The organism is Planococcus donghaensis (assembly GCF_001687665.2).
In the GTDB taxonomy this organism is placed as follows: Bacteria; Bacillota; Bacilli; order Bacillales_A; family Planococcaceae; genus Planococcus; species Planococcus donghaensis.
The window spans coordinates 1,392,926-1,414,605 of the sequence record NZ_CP016543.2 but is presented as its reverse complement, the minus strand read 5'-3'; the positions used below and the strand labels follow the sequence as shown (position 1 = coordinate 1,414,605).

General features: G+C 39.8%; 27 protein-coding genes. 3 read left to right on the top strand and 24 right to left on the bottom strand.

Features of this window, described 5'->3' with window-relative positions; all coding sequences use genetic code 11:
• Window positions 1-17 precede the first annotated feature (17 nt).
• The 3 genes from hrcA to lepA form a co-directional block, all read right to left on the bottom strand.
• On the bottom strand, window positions 18-1,052 hold the full coding sequence (gene hrcA, locus BCM40_RS07065; RefSeq protein WP_065526551.1) for a heat-inducible transcriptional repressor HrcA: 1,035 nt from the start codon (window positions 1,050-1,052) through the stop codon (window positions 18-20).
• Between the two features lie 90 nt (window positions 1,053-1,142).
• Window positions 1,143-2,282 (bottom strand): radical SAM family heme chaperone HemW, encoded by a 1,140-nt coding sequence (gene hemW, locus BCM40_RS07060; RefSeq protein WP_065526552.1) that lies wholly within the window; start codon window positions 2,280-2,282, stop codon window positions 1,143-1,145.
• A 59-nt stretch (window positions 2,283-2,341) separates the two neighbouring features.
• Entirely contained in the window at window positions 2,342-4,171 is a 1,830-nt protein-coding gene (lepA, locus tag BCM40_RS07055) for a translation elongation factor 4 (RefSeq protein ID WP_065526553.1), read from the bottom strand.
• A 216-nt stretch (window positions 4,172-4,387) separates the two neighbouring features.
• Here lepA and rpsT point away from each other — a divergent pair, with 216 nt between their 5' ends.
• Window positions 4,388-4,639 (top strand): 30S ribosomal protein S20, encoded by a 252-nt coding sequence (gene rpsT, locus BCM40_RS07050; protein WP_065526554.1) that lies wholly within the window; start codon window positions 4,388-4,390, stop codon window positions 4,637-4,639.
• Window positions 4,640-4,686: 47 nt separating this feature from the next.
• Here rpsT and holA read toward each other — a convergent pair whose 3' ends face one another.
• Window positions 4,687-5,715: a DNA polymerase III subunit delta gene (gene holA / locus BCM40_RS07045; RefSeq protein WP_065526555.1), complete on the bottom strand. Its 1,029-nt coding sequence runs from the start codon at window positions 5,713-5,715 to the stop codon at window positions 4,687-4,689.
• A 157-nt stretch (window positions 5,716-5,872) separates the two neighbouring features.
• Here holA and BCM40_RS16265 point away from each other — a divergent pair, with 157 nt between their 5' ends.
• Entirely contained in the window at window positions 5,873-6,007 is a 135-nt protein-coding gene (locus BCM40_RS16265; protein ID WP_008431587.1) for a YqzM family protein, read from the top strand.
• A 91-nt stretch (window positions 6,008-6,098) separates the two neighbouring features.
• On the opposite strand, the gene BCM40_RS07040 is transcribed toward BCM40_RS16265, so the two are convergent.
• The 12 genes from BCM40_RS07040 to BCM40_RS06985 all read right to left on the bottom strand — a co-directional run bounded on the left by BCM40_RS07040 (window position 6,099) and on the right by BCM40_RS06985 (window position 15,510).
• Entirely contained in the window at window positions 6,099-8,333 is a 2,235-nt protein-coding gene (locus BCM40_RS07040; protein WP_065526556.1) for a DNA internalization-related competence protein ComEC/Rec2, read from the bottom strand.
• A gap of 38 nt (window positions 8,334-8,371) precedes the next feature.
• A complete protein-coding gene (locus BCM40_RS07035; RefSeq protein WP_065526557.1) occupies window positions 8,372-8,944 on the bottom strand; it encodes a ComE operon protein 2 in 573 nt (190 codons plus the stop codon).
• An 80-nt stretch (window positions 8,945-9,024) separates the two neighbouring features.
• Window positions 9,025-9,645, bottom strand: coding sequence for a helix-hairpin-helix domain-containing protein (locus tag BCM40_RS07030; protein WP_083394481.1), 621 nt, complete (start codon window positions 9,643-9,645; stop codon window positions 9,025-9,027).
• A gap of 124 nt (window positions 9,646-9,769) precedes the next feature.
• Window positions 9,770-10,492, bottom strand: coding sequence for a class I SAM-dependent DNA methyltransferase (locus BCM40_RS07025; RefSeq protein ID WP_065526558.1), 723 nt, complete (start codon window positions 10,490-10,492; stop codon window positions 9,770-9,772).
• On the bottom strand, window positions 10,489-10,827 hold the full coding sequence (rsfS, locus tag BCM40_RS07020) for a ribosome silencing factor (RefSeq protein ID WP_008431578.1): 339 nt from the start codon (window positions 10,825-10,827) through the stop codon (window positions 10,489-10,491). The genes BCM40_RS07025 and rsfS overlap by 4 nt, the downstream gene beginning before the upstream one ends.
• Window positions 10,824-11,399, bottom strand: a complete 576-nt coding sequence (gene yqeK / locus BCM40_RS07015) for a bis(5'-nucleosyl)-tetraphosphatase (symmetrical) YqeK (RefSeq protein WP_065526559.1) — start codon at window positions 11,397-11,399, stop codon at window positions 10,824-10,826. The genes rsfS and yqeK overlap by 4 nt, the downstream gene beginning before the upstream one ends.
• Window positions 11,368-11,955, bottom strand: coding sequence for a nicotinate-nucleotide adenylyltransferase (locus BCM40_RS07010; RefSeq protein WP_065526560.1), 588 nt, complete (start codon window positions 11,953-11,955; stop codon window positions 11,368-11,370). Before BCM40_RS07010 ends, yqeK begins: the two co-directional genes overlap by 32 nt.
• On the bottom strand, window positions 11,952-12,251 hold the full coding sequence (gene yhbY, locus BCM40_RS07005) for a ribosome assembly RNA-binding protein YhbY (protein ID WP_008431574.1): 300 nt from the start codon (window positions 12,249-12,251) through the stop codon (window positions 11,952-11,954). The genes BCM40_RS07010 and yhbY overlap by 4 nt, the downstream gene beginning before the upstream one ends.
• A complete protein-coding gene (aroE, locus tag BCM40_RS07000) occupies window positions 12,238-13,065 on the bottom strand; it encodes a shikimate dehydrogenase (protein WP_065526561.1) in 828 nt (275 codons plus the stop codon). Before aroE ends, yhbY begins: the two co-directional genes overlap by 14 nt.
• Before the next feature lie 11 nt (window positions 13,066-13,076).
• The gene (gene yqeH, locus BCM40_RS06995; protein ID WP_065526562.1) at window positions 13,077-14,180 is read right to left on the bottom strand and encodes a ribosome biogenesis GTPase YqeH; all 1,104 of its coding nucleotides are present in this window, start codon (window positions 14,178-14,180) and stop codon (window positions 13,077-13,079) included.
• Entirely contained in the window at window positions 14,177-14,698 is a 522-nt protein-coding gene (locus tag BCM40_RS06990) for a YqeG family HAD IIIA-type phosphatase (protein ID WP_065526563.1), read from the bottom strand. Before BCM40_RS06990 ends, yqeH begins: the two co-directional genes overlap by 4 nt.
• Window positions 14,699-14,736: 38 nt before the next feature.
• Entirely contained in the window at window positions 14,737-15,510 is a 774-nt protein-coding gene (locus BCM40_RS06985) for a phosphatidylserine decarboxylase (RefSeq protein ID WP_065526564.1), read from the bottom strand.
• 96 nt (window positions 15,511-15,606) lie between these two features.
• Between BCM40_RS06985 and pssA the strand changes: the two genes are divergently transcribed.
• Complete coding sequence (pssA, locus tag BCM40_RS06980; RefSeq protein WP_065526565.1) at window positions 15,607-16,146, top strand: CDP-diacylglycerol--serine O-phosphatidyltransferase; 540 nt, start codon at window positions 15,607-15,609, stop codon at window positions 16,144-16,146.
• A gap of 62 nt (window positions 16,147-16,208) precedes the next feature.
• Here pssA and mtnN read toward each other — a convergent pair whose 3' ends face one another.
• The 8 genes from mtnN to ruvX all read right to left on the bottom strand — a co-directional run bounded on the left by mtnN (window position 16,209) and on the right by ruvX (window position 21,680).
• Window positions 16,209-16,913 (bottom strand): 5'-methylthioadenosine/S-adenosylhomocysteine nucleosidase, encoded by a 705-nt coding sequence (gene mtnN, locus BCM40_RS06975; RefSeq protein ID WP_065526566.1) that lies wholly within the window; start codon window positions 16,911-16,913, stop codon window positions 16,209-16,211.
• Between the two features lie 69 nt (window positions 16,914-16,982).
• A complete protein-coding gene (locus BCM40_RS06970) occupies window positions 16,983-17,648 on the bottom strand; it encodes a DUF1510 family protein (protein WP_065526567.1) in 666 nt (221 codons plus the stop codon).
• 131 nt (window positions 17,649-17,779) lie between these two features.
• Complete coding sequence (gene greA, locus BCM40_RS06965; RefSeq protein ID WP_008431563.1) at window positions 17,780-18,256, bottom strand: transcription elongation factor GreA; 477 nt, start codon at window positions 18,254-18,256, stop codon at window positions 17,780-17,782.
• A gap of 76 nt (window positions 18,257-18,332) precedes the next feature.
• Window positions 18,333-18,956, bottom strand: coding sequence for a uridine kinase (gene udk / locus BCM40_RS06960; RefSeq protein ID WP_065526568.1), 624 nt, complete (start codon window positions 18,954-18,956; stop codon window positions 18,333-18,335).
• A 36-nt stretch (window positions 18,957-18,992) separates the two neighbouring features.
• Window positions 18,993-19,598 carry an O-methyltransferase gene (locus BCM40_RS06955; protein WP_065526569.1) on the bottom strand — a complete coding sequence of 202 codons (606 nt, stop codon included), beginning with the start codon at window positions 19,596-19,598 and terminating at the stop codon, window positions 18,993-18,995.
• A gap of 91 nt (window positions 19,599-19,689) precedes the next feature.
• Window positions 19,690-20,814 carry an endolytic transglycosylase MltG gene (mltG, locus tag BCM40_RS06950; RefSeq protein ID WP_156851269.1) on the bottom strand — a complete coding sequence of 375 codons (1,125 nt, stop codon included), beginning with the start codon at window positions 20,812-20,814 and terminating at the stop codon, window positions 19,690-19,692.
• A gap of 124 nt (window positions 20,815-20,938) precedes the next feature.
• Complete coding sequence (locus BCM40_RS06945; protein ID WP_065526570.1) at window positions 20,939-21,250, bottom strand: DUF1292 domain-containing protein; 312 nt, start codon at window positions 21,248-21,250, stop codon at window positions 20,939-20,941.
• 13 nt (window positions 21,251-21,263) lie between these two features.
• Complete coding sequence (gene ruvX / locus BCM40_RS06940) at window positions 21,264-21,680, bottom strand: Holliday junction resolvase RuvX (RefSeq protein WP_008431553.1); 417 nt, start codon at window positions 21,678-21,680, stop codon at window positions 21,264-21,266.

Here is a 21,680-nt window from a genome sequence, read left to right as displayed (position 1 = left end):
TTTTGTTCCTCCTTTGTTCACGTTCCTTTAAACATTCGGTTTAGTTCTTTCGATAAGTCGCCACTTAGTATATCTAATATCGAAACGATGCGCTTGTAATCCATTCGCTTCGGGCCGACTATAGCGATTGAACCCGTCTGTTCTTTTCCAGTATCATACGATACCGTAATGACACTGCAATCTTCCATTGCTGTAAGCGTGTTTTCCGATCCAATGCGAATGTGGAGGCCTTGGCTTCCAACAGGCAAAATCATCGGTATATGCTTAGCTTCTTCCATAACATCCATCAAATTTCTGATTTTTTGAAGATCGTGAAAATCAGGTTGTTTTAAGATGTTCAATTTGCCTCCGTAATAGATGTTTTCATCTTCATGGGGCAACAAAACCGCTTGTCTAAACGTATGGAACAGCTCGCCGTAACGCTCAACATGCTGCTTTAATATCGATAACGTTTCTTGTTCTAACCGCAGATGCAGGTTATTTAATGCCACGCCCACTAACCGTTCGTTTAGAATATTCGTCATTTTTTCTATGTCCGCCGGGTTTAGTCCTGGTGGAATTGAAAAGACGCGATTTTCTACATGTCCGGTATTGGTGACGATAATCGCCACTGCAGTATCTTGGCTCAACGGAACAATCGACAACTTTTTAACGATATGTCTGCGCACATCAGGTCCGAGTAAAATGGACGTGTAATTGGTCAGTTCCGAAAGAATCATTGCGGATCGCTTAATGATTTCTTCCGTTTCCGTTAGTTTTTCTTCGAAAATCGAGCGCAATTGCACAATGTCCTCTTTCGGCAATGGTCTTGGCGTCAGCAAATGATCGACGTAATAACGGTATCCTTTTTCAGAAGGAATGCGTCCGGAAGACGTATGTGTTTTTTCCAAAAAGCCCAGTCTTTCTAACTCCGCTAATTCGTTACGAATGGTCGCAGGGCTAAAAGGAGTTTCAAGCTTTTTGGAGAGTTGGTTCGATCCTACCGGCTGAGCTGATTGAATATAATCATCTACTGTCACTTTAAAAATGAGCAGTTGCCGTTCTGTTAACATGATCATCACCTCTGTTAGCACTCTATGTGTTCGAGTGCTAAGACTACATTTAAATTAACAAATAAAAAGACCAATGTCAACGCAAGAGCTTTAAGCTAATAAAAATTGTTGAAAAACCTCGTTGCCCACAAATCGCCCTTTTCTTGTTAACCTAATAAATCCATTTGCAATCTCTAAATTTCCTTGTGCGATTTCCTTGTCTAAAATCGTGCCATAGACATCTTGGATCGGTTTTTGAAATTTAGTTTGAAAGTGATTTAAAGAAACACCAGCCGTTTTTCGAAGGCCTAAAAACATTTCTTCTTCCATTTTTTCATGCGGCGGGACTCTGTGCGTGCTTAAAATCGGACGCTCTCCTTCATCTAAAGGCGACATGTATTTTTTTAATGGTCCCGCATTTGAATAGCGAACACCATCTACATAACCATGTGCTCCGGCCCCAACACCAATATATTCAACATTATCCCAGTACAAAAGATTATGGTGAGATTCATGTCCCGGTCGAGCAAAATTAGAAATTTCGTATTGCTTTAATCCACGTTTATCCATCTCATTCATCAGCTTTTCATACATATCTGCCTCTAAATCTTCTGTCACTGTATTCAACTTGCCTTTTGTCATTAAGTTATAGAACACCGTTTTCGGTTCAATGATTAATGAGTAAGCCGAGAAATGAGGCATATCAAAAGCAAATGCTCGCTCTAGTGTATCGTCCCATTGCTGCATCGATTGCCCGGGTAAGCCGTACATCAAGTCAAAACTCAAGTTTTCAAAACCAACTTGTCGCGCTGAATCTACCGCTCGTTTCACATCCGAGTTGCTATGCGTTCGGCCGAGTCTTTTTAATAAGTCTTCATCGAAAGACTGAACACCCATACTTAACCGATTTACGCCACCATCAAACAACACTTGCATTTTGTCTTTGGTTAATTCGTCTGGATTGGCTTCAGATGTCCACTCTAAATTCCCGGCCATGGGCACGTAGCGATGAATATACGCTAACAATTTTTCCAATTGAGCTGGTGTCAGCGATGTCGGCGTTCCGCCTCCTAAAAAAATCGTTTCTAACGGCTTGTCGAGTGCGCCTTGTTGTTTCCATAATGCTAGTTCTTTGCCTAACGAATCGATATACGCATCGACTGGTTGATCTTTAAAATAAACTTTATTGAAATCACAGTAAAAACAAATTTGGTGACAGAATGGAATGTGGATATACAATCCCTTTACCATTTTATTTCCTCTTTTCTAATAAGAAAAGGAGGCTGAAATTCCGCCTCCTTTTTTTCGTTTTATTTTGATTGGTCATCCATTTTCAGGATTGCCATGAACGCTTCTTGTGGAACTTCAACAGATCCAACTTGCTTCATGCGCTTTTTACCTTCTTTTTGCTTGTCGAGAAGTTTCCGTTTACGGGAAATATCGCCGCCATAACATTTCGCAAGAACGTTTTTACGTATCGCACTGATGGTCTGTCGTGCAACAATTTTTTGACCGATAGCTGCTTGAATCGGCACTTCAAATTGCTGACGAGGGATTAAATTTTTCAACTTATCTACGATTACTTTTCCGCGCTCATAAGCAAAGTCACGGTGAACGATAAAGCTCAATGCATCTACTTGCTCTGAATTTAACAAGATATCCATCTTCACAAGCTTAGATTCTTTGTAACCGATCAATTCATAGTCAAAAGATGCATAGCCTTTTGTTCCTGATTTCAACTGATCGAAGAAATCATAAACAATTTCAGCTAATGGCAGTTCATAAATGATGCTTACACGAATGTCATCCACATAATCCATCGTCAAGAAGTTCCCACGTTTACGCTGACAAATTTCCATAACGGCACCTACGTATTCATTTGGTACCATTACTGTCGCTTTTACGTAAGGTTCTTCAACCGATTGAATTTTTTGAGCATCTGGCATCATCGCCGGGTTATCAATTTTCAAAACTTCTCCATCGGTCATATGAACATCGTAAATTACACTTGGAGCTGTTGTGATCAAATCAATTTTAAATTCACGCTCGATACGCTCTTGAATTATCTCCATATGCAATAAACCTAAGAAACCACAACGGTAACCAAAGCCAAGTGCTTGAGAAGATTCAGGTTCAAATTGCAATGCTGCATCATTTAACTCTAACTTCTCTAAAGCGTCACGCAAATCATTGTATTTCGATGTATCAATCGGGTAAAGTCCGCAATAAACCATTGGGTTTAATCGACGGTAACCAGGTAATGCTTTGTCTGCAGGATTATTAGCTAGTGTAATGGTATCACCTACTGTTGAATCCCCAACGTTTTTAATGCCAGCTGTCAAAAAGCCTACATCTCCCACTGTTAACTCTTCGCGAAGAGTTGCGTGTGGCGTGAAAACGCCCGCTTCAATAACTTCAAATTCTTTACCAGAAGCCATCATTTGAATGCGGTCACCTGGTTTTAGTCTTCCTTGAACAATCCGAATATACGCAACGACACCGCGGTAAGGGTCGTAAATCGAATCGAAAATCAATGCTTGAAGCGGCGCTTCAGGATCTCCAACTGGAGCTGGGACTTTCGCAACCACTTGTTCCAAAATTTCTTCAATGCCGATTCCTGCTTTTGCCGAAGCTAGTACAGCTTCAGAAGCATCTAATCCAATTACGTCTTCAATTTCTTGACGTACACGCTCTGGGTCAGCTGCAGGCAAATCGATTTTATTGATAACAGGAAGGATTTCCAAGTCGTTATCTAATGCCAAATAAACGTTAGCCAATGTTTGCGCTTCGATTCCTTGTGCAGCATCAACAACCAATACAGCTCCTTCACAAGCCGCTAAACTACGTGAAACTTCGTAAGTAAAGTCGACATGTCCGGGTGTATCAATCAAATGCATAATATACGTTTCGCCGTCTTTGGCTTTATAGTTAAGCTGGACAGCATTTAATTTAATCGTAATGCCACGTTCTCTTTCAAGATCCATCGAATCGAGAGACTGAGCTTTCATTTCGCGGGAAGTCAATGCTTCCGTCATTTCTAGAATTCGATCTGCCAGTGTCGATTTACCATGGTCGATGTGCGCAATAATCGAGAAGTTGCGGATTTTACTTTGGCGGGATAATCTTTCCTCATTGTTCATTCTCTTCACTCCTATATAAACTACTATGAATTATAGCAGTACAGCTAACATTGAGCAATGAAAGCCCGTGAAATCATTTCACTGTCAAGGCAAACTTCTTTGCACGTAACTATTGCATTCCTGTCGTTGATTTGATAAAATAACTCATGTTGTATAGAGACATTAAAAGAGTTAGGATAATTTCCGCTCTTCGATATTGTCTAGGAGGTGAAATATATGCCAAACATTAAATCTGCAATCAAACGTGTGCGCACGAACGAAACTAAAAACGCTCAAAACTCACATGTAAAATCAGCAATGCGTTCTTCTATTAAGAAAGCTGAAACAGCTTTGACTAACAAAGACGATAACGCTAACGATACTGTAAAAGTGGCGATCCAACAGGTAGAAAAAGCAGCTTCTAAAGGCTTGATCCACAAAAACACTGCAGCTCGTAAAAAATCTCGCTTGATGAAACAACAAGCGTAACACATTAAAAAGCCGGTTCCTCTAGAGGAGCCGGCTTTTTGCTATAGTTACTGCTTTTTTTGACCTGCACGTTTCATTAAGAAAAATTCCAGTATGCGGTCGCGATTGCCACTTACTGTTTTTAGTTGCAAATCGATGTCCGCCAAATCACCTAACACTTGAAGCAATCGTTGTTCAGAAATTTGCTGACGCTTTTCAACCAATAACTTGACCCGGTATGGATGGGCTTTTAATTGTTTTGAAATTTGCTGTGCGTGATAACCTTTTTTCTGCAAATAATAAACTTGAATCATAAAGCGAATTTGAGAAGCTAGTAATGCCGTTAACGCAACCGGCTCTTCTTTTTGACGCAATAAATCATAATAGACGCTAAGCGCTTCACTAACATTGCCATCTAAATACGCCTGAAGCATTTTAAATGCATCTTGTTCAAGTGTTCGCGCCGTCATTTGTTCTACAAGCTCTACCGTAATATCTTCATCAGAGGATCCGAGGTATAAAGACATCTTTTCGATTTCTGAAGAAAGTAACGTTAAATTCGTACCGGCCATCTCCATTAACCGTTGCGCGGCTTTTATCCCGATGCCTTTGCCAAAATTTTTCGCTTCGTGCATTAACCACGTTTCCAAATCATTTGCTTGCAACGATTTTGCTTCGATCAATACGGTATGTTGCTTCATTTGTTTGGTTACTTTTTTACGCTCGTCTAATTTTTCATAAGGTGCCACAAAAATTGTCACCGAGCTGCTTGGTGGATGTTCAAGCCATGCTTCTAACGATTTTAAATCGTGGTTAATTTTTTCTTTCCCACGTTCTGCAGCTTTTAAAAACGATGCATTGCGAGCAATGATTAACTTGCGATCGCTGAAAAACGGAAACGTATCGGCTTCATCAATCACGTGCTCTACTGGCACTTCATCTAAATCAAAAAACGTCAGCTCTAGTTCGCCACCAACTGTCAATTTATCTTTTAACAAGTCCAAGGTTTTTTCAATAAAATAGCTTTCTGTTCCTACAATGAGATAAACAGGGTCTATTTGTCCGCTGCGTATGGATTTCCACACGGAAGTTATCATCTTATCAGCCTCCCCTTTCTCTACTATATCGGATTTTCACGACTTTGGGTATTTGACAGTTATGTGTCGGCGCGAAAATTCATCTGTATAAGTTTACTTCAATCTAGATTTTTGTTGAGTCTTCGCTTATAATTATAAGGAATTAGGAGGGATTTCAATGAATGAATTTGAACAGAATGTACAGTCCAAACGTAACGATGCAATCGACGCGGGAATGGGCTTCGTCGTATCCTTTGGATTTTTCGCCCTTATCTTTATCATCGCTGGACTTGTACAGTTCGCTGCGCGGTAATTAAATCAAAAAAAGGTTTTGGTTTTTATAACCAAAACCTTTTTTTATTTTGTAATGGATTTGCGCGCTTTCGCTTTTCTTTGTCTAGACTTCAGCGCATGGTCTCGAGTTGAATTCCATTTTTATCATATCGCAACTCAATGGTGCCATTGTCTGCAGTGTTTAAAGTTTTTAGGTTTAATTGATTGAACCGCTCGACTACTTCTGGACTTGGATGACCATAACGGTTGTCTTTACCTGTTGAGAAAATGGACAATTGCGGAGCAAGCGCTGTTAAAAATTCTTCACTGCTAGACGTTTTACTGCCGTGATGCCCAACTTTTAGCACTGTTAATCCCGCGAGTTCTTCTCCATAAGTATTCAATAAGACTTTTTCACCTTCAGCTTCCAAATCTCCTGTAAATAAAATTCGGTAACTTCCCGTTTTCATTAAAAGTACAAGTGAATCGTTATTGCCCTCATATTTTGCATCAGCAGGCGACAAATAAATAAAATCGGTTTCGCCTATACCCCAATTAGATCCTGCAGCAGGAAATACCACTTTTGCTTCTGTGGTGAACGGTGCAAGTTCTTGCATTAAAGTATTTGACGCAGATCCCGGTGTTACATGCAGCTCTTCCACTTGAAACAACTCGAAGATTTCTTCTGCTCCTTCTGCGTGGTCTGCGTCGGGATGTGAAAGAATCAAAGCATCGAGTGATGAAATGCCTTGGCCTTTTAAATAAGGCGCTACAATTTGTCGACCAATTTCATATGGTCGCTTTTTTTCTTTAAAAGCTTCAACATCAAATCGAAGTAAGCCGCCACTATCTATTAAGTAAACAGCTTGACGGTAAGGCAATTCAATAACTGCGCTATCACCTTGTCCCACATCTAAAAAAGTTACTTTTAAACGCGGATCCATATACGGCATTAATGTAAATAACAATGCTGGCACTATTAAAATCAGCAAATGCCGCCAGCGAAACTTGCGTTCAACAGCACAATAAAAAAAGTAAACACTGCTCTTCAACAAGACGAATATCACAAGTCCGGGTTTTCCTGGCACCCACACTTGATACGGTAAGCTCGCCAATCCATTCATTAACGCATCAATCTGTTGACGTAACGGTTCATAGAAATAAAAAACAAAGTTTGCTGCTGGTGGAAAAACAGCTGTTAAAAATAATAATAAAAAATTCGCCGGTAAAATAATTAACGTAAACAATGGAACAAACAAACTATTTACAATAAAAGCTGACAATGACAACTCATAAAAATGAAAAAGCAGGAATGGGTACAGCGTCACTTGGGAGATAAATGTAATCATAAACCCTGTTTTCACGGGCGATTTGATAGCACTTAATTGTTTCATCGAATAAATAATACCAAACGTTGCCCCATATGATAGTTGAAAGCCAATTTTATACATACCATATGGATTCCATAAAACAAAAAATACAACGCTAGTTAACATAACATTTGCAATTGGAACCTTGAAGTTTATTAATTTTCCACAAGTGATGATTACAACCATACAAACTGCTCGCCAAACTGACGGAGCTCCGCCTGCAATCACTGCATACAAAGGCAAAACGCCTAACAACACAACTAATGCTGTTTCTTTTCGAATATGCAATCGTATAAGCAGAACATATAACAAACCTGAAGCAATACCCACATGCAACCCAGAGATTGCAAACAAATGAGAAATACCAAGCGTTTGATACATGCGCTGATCCTCCGGGTCCATATTCTCACGTTCTCCTATCAATAGCGCTTCTGCTTCTGTTGCCAAATTTTCAGGAAAATGCTCGCGAATATGATGCTGGAACAGTTCTCTTCTTTTATATAAATAACTTACCCACGTCTTATTTTTCACCACGCCAGTTATCGATTCAATTTTTAGTAGCGAAGCTGCTCCATTATGACGTAAATAATTAGTCATATTAAATGAATAACGATGGGAAGGCGGTGAAGCGGGCTCAAATACACCATTTACTAAGAATTTGGAATCGAGTAGTATACTTCCTATTTGAAGCTTTTGTTCATTTGATGTTAATCGGTACCGAGCATAAACTAGTGTACCGTCTTGTATTTCTGCAAATCCTCTAAGACTGTCTCCATCAATAACTGCATCCTCACGAAAAATTAGTTCCCCTGAATAAGGCTGTGAATAATCTGCGAAATCCTGACTCCGTAAATCTTGTACGATATAAACAGTACAACCAAATAAAAGGATCAACACAATAAATGTCCACTTTTCTTTTTTCCAATACATCCAACTAAAAAGCAGCGCCATGAACACGAGTTGAACCGCTGTTTCATGCGCTGCATATGTAGCCATAATCGTAGCTATTGCTACGTAGAGAATAGGACTCTTTGTTATACTTCGATTTCTCCGAATAATTCATTCACCCGTTCACTATAATGGGCCAATTCTTCTTCACTTCCACCTTTTTCACGCAATTTATCCAGCAGTTCGATATAAAGAGCTGATTTTTCGACACTTAAAAAATCGATTTTTCGCTCATCAAACATGACTTGCACTACTTCTACCCCAGCCTGTTCTAATAATTCGATCGCATACTCGTGATTTTTGTAATCAGAAGCGTAATAAAGGCGGGCAATTCCTGATTGGATAATTGACTTGGTGCATTGCAGGCACGGAAAATGGCTTACATACATATCAGCTCCATTGACACTGACGCCGTACTTTGAACATTGCAATAACGCGTTCATTTCTGCATGAATGGTTCGAACACAGTGTCCATCGACAACATAACAGCCTTTATCAATACAATGGTCTCCGCCTGAAATTGATCCGTTATAGCCTCCAGCCATAATTCTCCGATCGCGTACAATCGTTGCACCGACAGCAAGTCGTGTACAAGTGCTTCTAAGTGCGAGCAAATGGCTTTGTGCCATGAAAAATTGATCCCAAGTTATTCGCTTCATTTAATTGCCTCCTGCTGATTTAGTTAAAATAAGTGTAGCAGAGGAGGCATTTTCGTCAACTGCCTTTTAGTGTGTTCTTTTTATTTCACGACGATTAGATCTTTTAGTTTTTCAAATGTTTTATCGCCAATACCCGTTACTTCTGTTAATTGTTCAGGCGCATTAAATTTCCCTATCTCCTCTCTATAAGCAAGAATCGCAGCAGCTTTAGAAGGGCCTATGCCAGGGAGTTCCATCAACTCCGCTTCGGTTGCTTGGTTGATATTTAGTAAGCCGCTACCACTAGCTGTGGCAGTCTGAGGCGATATTGGAGCAACTTCTTCTTCTCCAATCGCTGGCACGTAAAGACTGGTTTCGTCTGCGACAATGAGCGCCAAATTAATCGCACGACTATCCGCTTCAGGGGTAAAACCTCCCGCTGCTTGAATAGCATCTTGCATGCGGGATCCTGTTTTTAGCTCATAGACACCAGGCTTATGCACTTGGCCTTTCACGTCAATCATTAAATGTGTGGCTGTTTCGGGTATTGCCACTATTGGGGTTTCTGTCTGCTGAGGGGATTCAGCGTTGATTAATTCAAGAGCAGCAGCTGGAGATGACTCTTGTTGTTGAGGAGCCATTAAATAAATCAAAAGCAGCGCAATGGCAACTGCGGGGATCAGCAACCATACAGGCTTGTTCTGAAGTTCGGAAAATTTCACTTATGTTCCTCGTTTCTTCAGAAGGCAATTAAATAGAAGCTGTTTGAATTATATAATAATTAGAAGATCTTTGTCTATTGTTGAATAAAACAAAAAACCATCTGCAAGATGCAGATGGTTTTGCTCATTTTTTTGCGTAAAAGAAAACACGTTCACTTTCGTCATCAGGAGACTGACTTGAAAAATCGGCCGTCACAGATTCTACAGTAAATCCAGCGGCTTCTAGCCATTTTTTGTATGTCTCAATCGGAAAAGTGCGCTGTTCGTGAGTTTCTTCAAACCGCTCAAACAAGTCATTTTGCTGAACAAAAAAAGTCATATCGTGAATGACGCTATGTGAAGCTTCACCTGGCTCTGTATGCCAAATATACGCAATCTCTTCAGCATCGTAAACAAATGGACTGTTCATATAAACAGTATCTATTTTAAAGACCGAGTGGACATCAAAGAAAAAATGACCTCCAGGATTTAAAGCATCGTAAACTTCCTTAAATGTTTGCTGAACTTGTTCTTCGCTTTGCAAATAATTAAGTGAGTCAATCGCAATCGTCACAATATCAAAACCAGTTAACCCCTCTAAATTATCCATAGACAATTGAAGTACTGGAATTGCTTGATTTGCTTCTTGGAACCGCTGATTGGCCACAGTTAACATGTCTTCAGACAAATCACTCGCAGTTACGTCATAGCCCATTTCAGCAAAAAGCTGTGACAATGTGCCGGTCCCACACGCTACATCCAGCAATGTGCCTGATGAAACGTTGGAAGCGACCCATTCCACATACTTGTCATAAGGAATATCTTCCATCAGTCCATCATAGACTGCGGCAAATTTTCCGTATTTCATATTTCCATTTGCGGAGCTTCTCTCCACAGACGTTCAAGGTTGTAATACGAGCGTTCGTCTTTATGGAAAACATGGGCTACAACGTCACCAAGGTCAACTAAGACCCAACGTGCAGAGTCGAAACCTTCGACGCTTTTCACTTCATGACCTTCTTCGTGAGCTTTGTCCATAATTTCTTTTGCGATTGATTGAACTTGGCGATCAGAATTCCCTGTGCAGATGACAAAATAGTCAGCCAATAACGAAATTCCCTCCATATTTAAAACAACGATATCTTCTGCCTTTTTATCTTCTGCTGCGTTATACGCTACTTGTAGTAAAGTTTCTTTTGTCATTCTTTCACTTTCCCTTTCTGTTGCACGAAGCTATTCAAACACTTCAGTGAATCCGGAAATACCGGTTGATTTTTCGATTCTAAAAATTCGATGGAATGTTTGACCGAGGCTTCCATCATAACATCCAATCCTTGTTCTTTTAATTGTCGCAATTCTTCAACACCTGTAAACTTACGATTCGGCTCAATTAAGTCAGCAATATAGACGACTTTTTCCAAATCAGACATACTTTCACGCCCCGTCGTATGATAACGAATTGCATTAAGCACATCTTCATCTTCTACACCGAACTCAGTTTTTGCTAAATAAGCACCTACAGGAGCGTGCCAAAGTTCAGCGTGATATTCAAGCAATAATGGATCCATATTTTCAGACACAATTATGGACTTCATCCAGTCTCGATCTGAAAATTTCGCTACATCATGCAAAATTGCAGCCGTTTTTGCTTTTGACTCGGAAACGTTAAATTCTCTAGCCAAGTCAATAGCGGTATCAACTACACCTAAGACATGTGTATATCGTTTTTCAGGAAGCCGCTCTTTAACGGTCTGAAGCATTTGGTTGTGATCCATATAAACGCTCCTTTCGAATATAAGCTTCCACTTTTTCGGGCACTAAATATAATAGTGATCGATTGGCAGCGGCACGTTCTCTTAACATCGTAGAGGATAACAATAATTCTGGCGAACGAATCATCATGACTGGATAAGGCGTTACCGCATTATAACCCGGACGACTAACCCCAATAAAGCGAATCAACTTGACTAACTCATCAATCCGATGCCAAGTTGACAATCCTTCAATCATATCCCCACCGATAATAAAATAAAATTCTACATTGGGTTCTCTTTCGATCAGTTTGGTCAATGTATTAAACGAATAAGATACGCCACCGTTCTTGATCTCGAAATCTTCTACTTTAAACTGAGGATGATCCGAAATTGCCAACTTTGTCATCGCTAGTCGCTGTTCGGCACTCACACCTGCAACGTCTTTATGAGGAGCAATATAATTGGGCATAAAGCGCACTTCATCTAAATTTGCCTCGAGAAGCGCTTCATTCGCCATGATTAAGTGGCCGAGATGAGGCGGATTAAATGTTCCGCCTAATATCCCTACTTTTTTCATCTTTTAACCGGTAACTCGATTCGCTTATTATTGACCGATTGTTTGTAAAGAACCACTGTATGGCCAATTAATTGAACCAATTGTGATTTTGTCCCTTTTGCAAGAGCTTTTGCCACTTCTTCTTTACCATCTTCATTGTTTTGAAGGATGCTAATTTTTACTAATTCACGCTTTTCTAATGCTTCTTTGATTTGGACAAGCATTGCATCGTTAACGCCGCCTTTACCTACCTGGAAAATTGGTGCAAGATGATGTGCTTCGCTTTTCAAAAAGCTTTTTTGTTTAGTTGTTAACATAAGTGCCTCCTAGTTTTTCTGTAATCAATTGAATCATTTTTTCCGTATCTGGTCTGATACCTGTCCATTTTTCAAATGCAATTGCACCTTGATAAACAAACATGCCGACACCATTTACAGTGATGCAATTTTTTTCTTGTGCTTTTTTCAAAAAAGGTGTTTCCAGCGGATTGTAAATAATATCCGCCACTAAAGTTTCTGGCTTCACTCGATCTAAAGAAATTGGCAAAGCTTCACCTGATGCTAAACCGACCGATGTCGTTTGTATTAAAATCGAAAAATCAGCTAACCGTTCTTCTGATTCGACCAAAGTAATAGCCGAAGCATTTGTATCAACAGCCAGTTCTTCTGCTCGACGGTATGTCCGGTTTGTGATTGTAACATCCGTGAACCCAGCGCGTTTTAAAGCAAATGCGATACCTCTTGCCGCCCCGCCTGCTCCAATTAGCAACACTTTAGCAGTTTTGTCAACTGAATGAACCAGCAAAGAGCGGACAAAGCCGTCCCCATCGGTATTTGACCCAACATACTCCGACCCAACCAAATTCACCGTGTTTACAGCGTTCATTTGCATCGCACTTTCTTCTAACTTTCCAAGTAATGGAACGATAGATTGCTTATGCGGAAGCGTAATATTAAATCCGCTAACCCCTAAAGTTTTCATCGCCTCAAATGATTTTTCAAGCTGCGACGGTTCGACATGGATCGGCAGATAAGCTGCATCAATGCCATGTTCAGCAAACCATGTTTCATGCATGAATGGAGATAGAGAATGGGAGATTGGGTCACCAATCACCGCGAACCATTTCTTCATCTGAAAACCTCCTAGATTAACGATGGACGTAACATTACCTCTACACCTTTAGGTGCATGAGCTGCTACAACTGCGTTGCCGTGCTGAATCGTAATCCATCCAAGTCCGGAAAACACAATATCAGTTTTTGCATCTTTAATACTAAATTCGTGACGTACCAATTCTGGAAAATCGTCTTTATATTCAGCTGAAGGTGGAGCTAACATATCGCCCAAATGTTGTGCATATAAAGCATCTGCATTTTCTAGTTTCGTACGGTGAATGGGTAAATCATTCGCAATATGAACAGTAAACGAAGAACGTTCGCCTTTAATAAAATCAAAACGCGCCAATCCGCCTACAAATAAGGTTTGTTCTGCATTCAATTGGAAAACACGTGGTTTAATTTCTTTTTTCGGCATAATTTGCTTTAAATCTGCTGTTTTCAGGTGATGCGCTAATTGGTGATGGTTGATAATTCCTGGTGTGTCGAACAACGAACGTTCGTCATCTAATGGAATTTCAATCATATCCAATGTCGTACCTGGGAAATGAGAAGTCGTAATGACATCTGATTGTCCCGTTGCTTGTTTGATGACGCGGTTGATAAATGTTGATTTCCCAACATTTGTACAGCCGACTACATAAACATCTTTGCCTTTGCGGTATTTTTCAATTGCTTCCATCGCTTCAGGAACTCCCGTGCCTCTATGAGCGCTGACCGTTAAGACATCAATTGGCTGCAATCCTAATTTTCTCGCTTCTTGTTTCATCCAGTGAATCAGTTTATGTTGTTTAACCGATTTCGGCAATAAATCTGCTTTATTGGCAACTAATAAAATATCATTGTTCCCAACAAAACGGTGAAGACCCGGAAGCCAGCTGCCATTAAAGTCGAAAATATCAACAATTTTTACGATTAGGCCATCACGTTCTCCGAGACCGTTTAAAATCCGTAAAAAATCATCATCTGTTAACGAGACTGGTTGAAGCTCATTGTAGTTTTTCAGACGGAAACAACGTTGACATATAATTTCTTCTTTTTCTAACGAAGATGGCGGAGCATATCCTACCTCTTCTTTGTTTTCAGTTTGAATCTGTACACCGCATCCGATGCAAGTTGGCATTTCACTCAATTTTTTTCCTCCCACATCAATTGTCCTTTTTCTTTTAACTTTTTCATAATTTTGCGTTCGACTTTTCGATTAAAACGGGTAAAAAAGCCATCTGACTGCGCCACCGGCAATACAAGAATGGTATGCATTTTATTCAAATTGCCTCCGAAAATATCCGTTAACATTTGATCGCCAATCACTACTACTTGGTCGCGTTTTGCTTCCATAATGCGAAGCGCTTTTCGAAAAGCTCGGCCCATTGGCTTACGTGCTTGATAGATAAACGGAATGCCTAACGGATCTGCAAACGACTTAACGCGCAATTCGTTATTATTGGAAACAATCACAACTTGTATTCCCGCATCTTTCATTGATTTTAACCAGTCGATTAATTTCGGCGTTGCATCCGGACGATCCCACTCAACAAGCGTATTGTCTAAATCCGTAATGATGCCTTTAATATTCTTTTCCACCAGAGTTTCTGGTTTTATGTCAAAAACCTCTTTGACATACTCACTTGGTACAAATTTTTGATACACTGCTACTCACTCCTGTTTTCCGAACTTAATTCTATTGATTATACCATATTTCCTAACGCTTCTCCCACCTTGATCCGTTGTCCGTTAGACATATCTTCGACAAATTTGATGGAATTCGCTTTAAAAAACAGCACAACTGTTGATCCGAAACTAAAATAACCCACTTCGTTGCCTTTTTGCCAATCGCTTCCTGTTTCCGTTAACTTAATAGAATTAACAAACATCGCGCCAACTTTGACTACTAACATGTTGCCAAATTCGGTTTCTAATTCCGTAATCATTCGGTAATTTCCGCTAAGTGGTGCTTTTCCGTACTGAAGTCCCGCTGCATTTACCGGATATGATTTTTTTCCAAGCACATATTGTTTTTTCACGTCGCCGTTAACCGGACTGTGAATACGATGATAATCGGCAGGTGACAAATAAAGAACTGCGTATTTCCCATGCTGATATTGTTTAGCCAATTCTTGATCGCCTAGCAAGTCTGCCAAAGAATAATGCTGTCCTTTTACTAGAAATTGTGTACTTTCATTTAAATCTCCAGCGATTTCAATTTTTCCATCTACAGGAGATACCACTGAATCTTTAGAAATCGGACGACTAGTTGGCATTAGCTTTCGAATAAAAAAATCATGCAGGGTTGGAAAGCTTTCTACTGGTTTTTCTACATCATGTGTTAAGATTTGGTAAGTTTTAATGTAACTCGGAATAAATCGGCGACTTTTAGGTGACTTCGCAAATTGGCGAAGTAAACTTGAAGTAAAAGCGCCGTTCGTTAGTTCAATTGAACGTTGGTACAAGTATTTTTTCATAGAGATGCCTCCGTTGCTAAAATAGTCTACCATTTTTTTACCTTTCGCAGTATAATAGAGTGAACAAGTTTTTAATAAAAGAAGGAGTGTTTTCCATTGTTAATAACAGAAAGAATGGATCACACCATAAAAAAGCTAAGGTCGCAAACCGCTAATACCATTACAGTTGGCAATATGCTGTTTGGCGGAGCTTCTCTTATGGCAACTTTAAATGGATCTTATAGCTTTAGTGTGCTATTTATATTTATTGCGGCTTTTTTGGACCGCTTTGACGGTATGGTGGCAAGAAAATTCAATCAAGAATCAGATTTAGGAAAGCAACTCGATTCAATGAGCGACATACTATCTTTTGGCGTCGCCCCTGCCATTTTAATCTATCAACTCGTGTTATCGGACTTTGGATTTGTTGGCATGGTGTTTACCGTGTTTTATATTTCTGCTGGCGCGTTCCGTTTGGCGCGTTTCAACATTTCAGAATCCACTGGGTACTGTACAGGATTGCCAATTACGGCCGCAGGAACAGTTGTAACTTTATCATATTTCGGAATTCCGATGTTTTCACCGGTTGTTTATATGTTTTTGTTTATCATCTGCGCATTATTAATGGTCAGTACTTTTACATTGAAAAAAGTTTAAAAAAGCTGAAGACGTTGAGAAAACGTCCTCAGCTTTTTTATTTTGGCCAAATCCATTTAAAGTTAAATACGCGATGCTAATTGGCTGATAACGTTAAAGACGATTTCCGTTGAATGTTTTGCAGCTTTAGGCAAGAATTCCTCGAATGATACGGAAGATTCTTTCCCTGCAATATCTGATAATGCACGGATTACGACAAATGCAACGTCAAATTGGTAACAAACTTGCGCAACGGCAGCTGCTTCCATTTCGGCAGCTTTCATTGTAGGGAAGTTTTCACGCACTTTTGCCACGTGATCAGGATCGTTCATAAATGAGTCACCCGTCGCAATCAAGCCGACTGCATAATCATGTTGCCCCATGTCTTTTACTGCTTTTGTAGCTAGTTCTATCAATTCTTCATTAGAAGTAAACGCTGCAGGCATTTGTGGAACTTGTCCCATTTCATAGCCGAAGACGGTAACATCAACGTCATGATGGCGAACCTCATCAGAAATCACGACTGCTCCCACTTCAAGTTCTTCATCAAAGCCACCTGCAGAACCAATATTGATAACAATGTCCGGCTGGTATTGTTGAAGCAGAATAGTTGTAGACATGGCAGCATTTACTTTACCGATACCGCTCTTGAGTAAGACAATTTCTTGCCCCTCGTATGTACCTAATGTAAATTCACATTTCGCAATTTCTTCCGTGCGCGCATCTTCTAACTTGCTTCTTAATAATTGTACTTCTTCTTCCATCGCACCGATTACACCGATTTTCATTTAATTATTCCTCATCTCTCTCGAATATTCTTATTGCCTCGTTGTTAAGTCATAAAAAAAGACGCCTTCTTAGTAGGCGCCTTTCAAGGTGTTTAAGACGTCCATTTTAACTGGTTTCCAGCCTTCGCCATCAACCCATTCTAGGTGGACACGGTATTTTTCTGATTCGTCCTTAGACTGCACAGTTGCGACTGATTTTTGCGGACCTCCGCCATTTTTGATCATCATCACGTACATATTATTAGCATCTAGCCCTGTCGCATAAGAAACGGCTTTTACTTTTTCATTCCAGTCTTGTGAATCTTTTTGATAAACTGAAACATGATCACCTTTTTGTTCGGTGCCTATCGGCTCCCAGCTCGTGTTGATGATTGTTTCCTCAACAATTGGATCACTTGAATCTTCACGAGTGATGGTTCCACCTTTAATGTCATCTTCTTTTTCTTTTTCTTCTTCGGCTTTCTTAGCTGCTTCTTTTTCTTCATCTGTAGGTTCAGCTTGTTCGTCGTTTGTTTCTTCGCTATCTCCTGAGTCGCTCGTTTGTTCATCGGTTTCAGATGAAATTACTACATCTTCAGGTTCTTGAGCCTGATCATTTCCCCCGCTAAATAGCATCGATACGCCAATAATAAGAATCAATGCAAATACCAAACCGATCATAATATTCAAAATCGTGTTTGACCGATTTTTCTTTTTCTTCAAACGAGAGGGATACGGTTTTTCTTCGTTCGTCATTGGATGTCCCCCTTTCTTAATAGTTTACCATTAAATCCGTATGACAAATTTGACGTTTCACCAATAATTTCGTTTCAATTAATGTTTTCTTAATGAGAAACAGCCATCCTTTTTACAGAATGGCCGCTTTGTTACATAATTGACAGAATCTTGATTTCCATTTCCCCACCCGGTGTTAACACTTTAACGTGTTCGCCGATTGTACGGCCGATCATGCTTTTCGCAATTGGAGAATCATTTGAAATACGACCTTCTAAAGGATCTGCTTCAGCTGATCCAACAATTGTATAAGATTCTTGATCGCCATCTGGAACTTCGATAAATGTAACCGTTGTTCCTAAACGAACGATATCTTTGTTTAATTCGTTTTCATTTATGATAACAGCGTTGCGAATCATCGATTCAAGAGTTGAAATGCGACCTTCTACAAAAGCCTGATCTTCTTTTGCCGAATCATACTCAGCATTCTCAGACAAATCACCGAAATCACGAGCGATTTTAATTCGTTCAACTACTTCTTTACGTTTAATCGTTTTCAAAAAGTCTAATTCATCTTCCAACTTCTGCTTTCCTGCAGCTGTCATTGGAAATTGTTTTTCGTTAGCCATTCTTCCCACTCCTTCAACTGCTGACCTGGATGCCTGCATCCGTCAGTCTCGTATCATCATATTATAGTTTTACAATCTATTCAAGAATAGTTTTAATTTTTGTAACCATTAAATCAATCGCTACTTCATTTTGTCCACCTTCAGGAATAATTACATCCGCATAACGTTTTGTAGGTTCAATAAATTGGTTATGCATCGGACGAACAACCGTTAAATATTGTTCAATGACAGAGTCAATTGTCCGTCCACGTTCGTTGATATCACGCAATAAACGACGGATGATTCGAAGGTCGCCATCTGTATCAACAAACAGCTTAATGTCCATTAATTCGCGTAAACGCACATCTTCAAGAACTAAAATACCTTCTAAAATAATAACATCTTTTGGTTCAATAATTACGGTTTCGTCTGCACGTGTATGTAGTGCGTAATTGTAGATTGGTTTTTCGATCGGGCGACGTTCAAGCAATTCATTAATATGCTCAATTAGCAAATCTGTATCAAATGCTAATGGATGATCATAATTCGTTTCTAAACGCTCTTCAAAAGCCAAGTGGCTTTGATCTTTATAGTAATAGTCTTGCTCGATGACTACTACTGAGTTTTCTTTAAACACTTCGTAGATTGAATTCGTGACACTCGTTTTTCCCGAGCCCGAACCACCTGCGATTCCAATAACGACCGGTCGTTTCTTAGACATATCATTTAGCTCCCTGCAAACATCTTTTTTATGTGCTTATTTTTTTCTACAAATCATAATGCCGTCCCCCGAGGACAATAATTCCGTGTCATAACGAGGATCATTTAGCATATGTTCTTTAAAAGTCGCCAGATTCCGGATCATTGTCCGCTTTCTTCTTGGCACTTCCGATAGCGGAATATCTGAAAGCCCATGCATAGCCATATTATCACAATATATGATACCGCCTTTTGCTAACAAAGCTTCATATTTATCAAAAAAGCGTTCATACTGACCTTTTGCAGCATCTATAAAAATCGCATCATACTCTGGTTTTAAAACAGTTAGCGGGAGTTCTAATGCATCTGCATGATAAATGCGGATGCGGTCTCCAAAGCCGGATTGCGCGATAAATTCTAACGCTTTTTGATAGCGCGTGTCATCGCGTTCAACCGTATCTACTGTACTAGTGGGCAAAGCCTCGGTCATTTTAATCGCGGAAAATCCGATTGCTGCACCAATTTCAAGAATTTTTTCAGGCTGTTGGTCTTTTAAAAGTTCAATAAGTTCACCCATGCCTTGAGTTTCCATGATCGGTACATGATGCGCGACAGCATAGTCCTGAATCGCTTGTAGCGTTGTGGATAATTGATTGTTCACCATACAAGAAAGCTCCTTTTCGACTCAGCAAAAATCAATTCAAATATTATCATAAAAAGAGAAGGAAAGCGAGGACGCTTCCTTCTCTTGGTTCTTAATTGCCGATATATTTATCTCGGTTAACCAAATGTTGTTCATATGTTTTAGCAAAATGATTTTTACCTTCTTGGTCAGCCAAGAAATAAAAATATTCGGTTTCAGCAGGATCGATTACCGCCTCTATTGAAGACACTCCAGCATTAGCGATTGGGCCCGGTGGCAATCCTTTGTTTTGATAGGTGCTATACGGGTGCTCAAATTCGTAATCCGTATTAAACAAACGATCTTTATGTTCACCCATTGCATAAAGCACTGTTGGATCCGTTTGCAACGGCATATCGATTTCTAAACGATTATAAAAGACGCTCGCAATGGTTTGACGATCCGATTGTGCAGTTGCTTCTTCTTCTAATAGAGAAGCAAACGTTAACAACCAATGTGGAGACCGCTCTAGTTCTTCTAATACAGGTTGATACTGCATCACATTTGTTTGTGTCGTATCAAGCATTTGTTCAATGAGTACTGTTAAAGGTGGATTTTCTTCGTACACAGGATACGTGGCAGGAAATAAATACCCCTCAAGCCCATAACGGATATTGTCGCCAAGTATTTCATCTGTTAACAAATCTGGGTACTTAACCATTAATTCTTCAATATACACAGGATCTTGAATCTTCTCTAAAAATTCTTCCGCTGTATAGTCGGTTTTTTTCGCAATAATATTTTCTGCAATTTCTTCTACTGTTAAGCCTTCCGGAACATTGATGGTATAAAGAGGTTCGTGATAAACCTTGCCCGTTTTCAAACTCTCTGTAATTTCATCCAATGTCATCGATTGAACTAAGTCGTATGTGCCTGCTTGAAATTCGGATTCATTTTTAAATTTGACATAGTATTTGTAAATCCGTGCGTCTGCAATTACACCATTTTGTTCAAGCAACCCAGCAATGCTGTCCAAACTTGACCCAATAGGCACTTCTACCGTAATGATTTCTTCAGAATCTGGATCAACTGGTTCTAAGGCGTTGGAGATGTAATTATAAGTTTGAAAGCCTGCAATCCCGATAATTAGTAATAGGACTAGCGCAATTATAAAAACAATGCGTCGGACGACTCTCACTTCCTTTTTCTTTTCTTTCATGCGTTCAAACATGATGTCTTTTTTTGTCTGCTTTTCCACGGGTTTTCCCCCCAGCTTTTCTGTTCTACAGAAGTTGGCCTATTTTGTCCAACTTCTATTAGTATACAAGAAAAGTGCACAAAAGAAAAAGACGGAATCAACAATCAATTCCGTCCTTCACATTTTAAAGCTCTTCGTTTTCTTCTTCTTCGTCAAGGAACGTGTTTAACATTTCTTCAATCATGTCCCATTCTTCGTCAGTTTCTACTGGGCGAAGCTCTCCGCCACCTACTGTAGTGTCTTCTGATTCAGGGTTTTCAGTGAATGAAGATGCATGAATTTCAATTTCGCCTTCTTCATCTTCTTCAGCGCCAACTGGGAAATACAAAACGTATGATTTTCCAAAGTCTGCTGACTCAAATGTAAATAGTACTTCAAATAGTTGCTCGTTGCCGTTTTCATCAACGACTGTAATGTGTTCTTGTCCGTGTTCCATTTACGTCACCTCATTATTTTTTAAAATCAAGATAACCTTGCAGTATCATTACTGCTGCCATCTTGTCGATCACTTTTTTACGGTTTTTACGGCTGACATCTGCGGAGATTAACATCTTCTCTGCTGCCGACGTCGTTAGCCGCTCATCCCAAAGCACCACCGGTATACTATACGCTTCTTTAAGCAAAGCTGCAAACTTTTCGGATGCTTCAGCACGTGGCCCGATTGAATTGTTCATGTTTTTTGGATAGCCAACTACCGCTTCAGTCACTTCATACTGCTTTATCAGTTCACCTAGGCGTTCCATTCCGAACTCTTCAATTGCTTCATTTATTTTGATGGTTTCAATTCCTTGGGCTGTCCACCCCATCGGATCACTAATGGCAACTCCGATTGTTTTTGAACCAACATCAAGTCCTATTATACGCAT